Annotated in this window: 4 protein-coding genes and 1 pseudogene; 2 read left to right on the top strand and 3 right to left on the bottom strand. The window is 57.8% G+C overall.

Annotation, left to right across the window (positions count from 1 at the left end):
- Positions 1-929, bottom strand: a pseudogene (locus tag I2E26_RS04105) (type III restriction endonuclease subunit R); the annotation flags it as partial.
- A 10-nt stretch (positions 930-939) separates the two neighbouring features.
- The gene (locus I2E26_RS04100; RefSeq protein ID WP_195419705.1) at positions 940-1,494 is read right to left on the bottom strand and encodes a DEAD/DEAH box helicase family protein; all 555 of its coding nucleotides are present in this window, start codon (positions 1,492-1,494) and stop codon (positions 940-942) included.
- 69 nt (positions 1,495-1,563) lie between these two features.
- Between I2E26_RS04100 and I2E26_RS04095 the strand changes: the two genes are divergently transcribed.
- Together I2E26_RS04095 and I2E26_RS04090 are read left to right on the top strand one after the other, a co-directional pair.
- Positions 1,564-1,866 carry a type II toxin-antitoxin system Phd/YefM family antitoxin gene (locus I2E26_RS04095; RefSeq protein WP_195419704.1) on the top strand — a complete coding sequence of 101 codons (303 nt, stop codon included), beginning with the start codon at positions 1,564-1,566 and terminating at the stop codon, positions 1,864-1,866.
- Positions 1,856-2,185, top strand: coding sequence for a type II toxin-antitoxin system RelE/ParE family toxin (locus I2E26_RS04090; RefSeq protein ID WP_195419703.1), 330 nt, complete (start codon positions 1,856-1,858; stop codon positions 2,183-2,185). The genes I2E26_RS04095 and I2E26_RS04090 overlap by 11 nt, the downstream gene beginning before the upstream one ends.
- Positions 2,186-2,407: 222 nt before the next feature.
- On the opposite strand, the gene I2E26_RS04085 is transcribed toward I2E26_RS04090, so the two are convergent.
- Positions 2,408-3,169 (bottom strand): type I restriction-modification enzyme R subunit C-terminal domain-containing protein (locus tag I2E26_RS04085; RefSeq protein ID WP_304515625.1); only part of this gene is annotated, 762 nt, incomplete at its 5' end.

Raw genomic sequence — 3,169 nt, 5'->3', positions numbered from 1 at the left:
GCCTCGGCGCGCTGCGACCCCTGCTTGAGCCTATAGCGGGGCGTCGACACGGAAAGGTTGGCGTTGATATTCGCCACGGCGTTTCGCCGCAGCTCCTCGGAATCGAACTCCACTGTGTAGGCATGCTTGTGGTTGATACGCGCCCACAGCTGCTGGAACTCCCGCTTATGGAAGTTGTCGTTGAGCTTGTTCGCAGCAACCTTGACCTCGAAGCCGTTTTGAATCTTGATGCTCGAGTCCTCTGCGCTGCGCACGATGCGCTCGATCTGCGGCAAGAAGCCATCCAGATGCTCGGGGATGTTGCCATCGGGCAGCCGCTCCATGCAGCCCTCGCAGAAGGCATCCGTGAGTTTGCCATGGGAATCCACAAGGCCGCCGCACACCAGGGCATACATGATGTCGTCGGCGTCGGCCGCGGTGAGCATGTACTCGGTCGCACCGTCGCTCACCATCGCGCCCTCGAACAACTTGTGCTCCACCCGGCGCGGGCGCTCGCGCAGCTCGCCAGCGGTCTCGGTCTGCAGGGACTTCACAAAGCTGTCGTAGCCCTCCGAGGCGATTACCGTGAGGAGGTTGACGGCGTGCACGCCGTCGCGCCCCAGCAGCGCCGCATCCTGACGCGTGCCGTTTTGGTCCACGCACAGGCGAAGGCCGCGGCCGACCTCCTGGCGCTTGGAGATATCGGAGTCTCCCGAGCTCTTGAGCGTGCAGATCTGGAACACGTTGGGGTTGTCCCAGCCCTCGCGCAAGGCGGAGTGCGAGAAGATGAACCGGCACGGCTCCTCAAAGGAGAGCAGGCGCTCCTTGTTCTTGAGAATGAGGTCGTAGGCGACCACGGCGTCCTCGCCCTCGGCGAACTCGCTGCCGCGTTTGAGTTTGCTGTTGCAGGCCCGCCCCTTCTTATCGATGGAGAAGTAGCCCTTGTGCACCTCGTGCGCGTCAAAGCTCAGCAGGTAACGCAGGTACGCCGGGTCGTACGCGTGCCCACAGCTGTTTGCCGTAGCGCTCGTGGAAGTGCTTGGCCGTAATCTGGAGCGACTTGGCCACGCCCTCGCGGATGGCGGCGCTCGGCACCACGATGATGAACTTGGACCAGCCGTAGCGCGCGTTGAGCTCGAACATGGTCTCGGTGTAGACGTAGGTCTTGCCGGTACCCGTCTCCATCTCCACGTCGAGCTCCACGGCGCCCAGGTCGTGGTGCAGCTCAGCGGAGACGGGGACGCCGTTCTTGCGCTGGGACTTCTTCACGTTGTCGAGCAAGTCGGAGCCGGACAGGCGCAGCGGGGCGTTTCGGAAGCCCGATCCGTCGTCGGTCACTGCACCATCGGCGGAGTCGATGATGCCGAGCGTCCCCTGGCCGCGCTTGTCGACGGAGCTCGTACCCATGTCACGCAGATAGGACTGCGCCTCGATCTTTGGCTGACCATCGAAGACCTTCACCACGGCATCGGCCGCGCGCGTCTGGTAATCGAGGACGGTAAACTTGAATTCCATAACCTACACCAATCGGTCTTCATAAGCAGTGCTAAAATGGGATTATTATCCCATCGTGAGGAGCCTTACATGGTCATTGCGCCTATCAAGGAGCTCAAAGACGGCGCTGCTATCTCGGCAAAATGCCACGAGCTCGACGAACCCATCCACATCACCAAAAACGGATACGGGGACATGGTCATCATGAGCACGGAGGTGTTCGCCCGCTATGACCGACTCATGCAGCGTGCGCTCGAGCGGGAGCTGAGGCGCCAGCAAGAGCTCGACGACATCGCCGATGATTTCCGGACGAGCATGGCGGAATATCGCGCAGGCAAGAGCCGCGATGCGTTCGAGGCGCTTGCGGAGTTAAGGGAGAAGCATGGCCTATAGCATCCGCATCACCCCTACCTTCGAGAAACGCCTCGATAGCATCACAACCCATATCGAAGAGATGCTCGGCCTGCCGCAATCCGCCGCCGCGCTGTACGACGACCTCGCATCCAAATTCTCGACCATCGCCGAGTTTCCCCGCGCATACATGGTGGATGAAGAGGCGAGCAAGGCCATTGGCCAGGAGGTGCATGGCGCGAACGTCCGCTCCTTCCGGCTTCTGTACTGGATCGACGAGGCCAAGCAGACCATCCTCGTATTCACGCTTCGATTCCGCGGAGAGGATTCCGAAACCCTCAAGGAATACCCGTTCCCGTAGACGCATTCCCTACACCACCCGGATTATGGACTCAGCACCAAAGGCCTTGTAAACCCCTCGAAGTTGGACAAGTCGGCTTTAAGCCCGTAGAAACCAATATCGAGCACGCGCACGGCCACCTCGCCACTAACATAAAGCCAGCAAAGCAACCACCTAAACGGATCATGCCATCTAGAACAAATGCTTAGGCGCTGTGAAGCAAGACGATCGAAACCAGGCTCTCTAGGCCGCAGGCTGTTCAGCATTGCGCTTGATCTCATTTATCACGGCAACCAAATCACCTTGCTGCCGCGTATTGAACATTCGCACGAAAGACTGTGGGCGATCGAACGGGGGCTGCGTCAGAGCAACGGGCTCCATGTAACCGTTCTCCACTACGTAATTGACGACGCGTTTGACAAAAGAAATCTGCTGTTCATTAAGGCTCTGATCGTTCAGGAACGAAGCAAACGCAGCCATTGCAGCATCATACTCAAGATGTACCAGCTTTCGCACTAGCAAGCCAAACGGAGTATCACCATATGCCTTGGCATAATCCTCCGCGTTACCAAGATCATGCGTGAAAATTCGCTCGAGCTGCTCGAATTCGAATTCCGTCATTGGCTGGTTACTACGGAGCTTATGGATCACCAGAGAATCAGAGCAATCTTTTAGATAGCGTTCGACCTTCAACCTGTAATCTTCGAAATCCTCGCCGATGTCCGCGCCCACACCATAGACAACCTGTGTAACGGGATCGTCAAGATGAGTAATAACATCACGCCTTCCCGGACCGCCCACGATGAATCGAATGAGTCCGCGAAGCTCTTTTCGAATCTTCTCCAATTCAAGAAGACTCGCATCGTCAAGAATACCGCCATCATAGACTTCATCAATCAGCGGAAGCTTTTCCTTCACCTGCGGGATACTCGAGGCCTTCTGCAAACAAGCAGCGATGGCAATCAGGCGGGATTCGTATCTACTGGAATTTTGAGACTGACATAC

The organism is Collinsella sp. D33t1_170424_A12, from assembly GCF_015554865.1.
Lineage (GTDB): Bacteria > Actinomycetota > Coriobacteriia > Coriobacteriales > Coriobacteriaceae > Collinsella.
This window is presented reverse-complemented; position numbering and strand designations above follow the sequence as displayed.

Bases quoted from the DNA above. Each gene is read 5' to 3' on its own strand.
- I2E26_RS04100 (WP_195419705.1), bottom strand. From the start codon at position 1,494: ATGGAATTCAAGTTTACCGTCCTCGATTACCAGACGCGCGCGGCCGAT.
- I2E26_RS04095 (WP_195419704.1), top strand. From the start codon at position 1,564: ATGGTCATTGCGCCTATCAAGGAGCTCAAAGACGGCGCTGCTATCTCG.
- I2E26_RS04090 (WP_195419703.1), top strand. From the start codon at position 1,856: ATGGCCTATAGCATCCGCATCACCCCTACCTTCGAGAAACGCCTCGAT.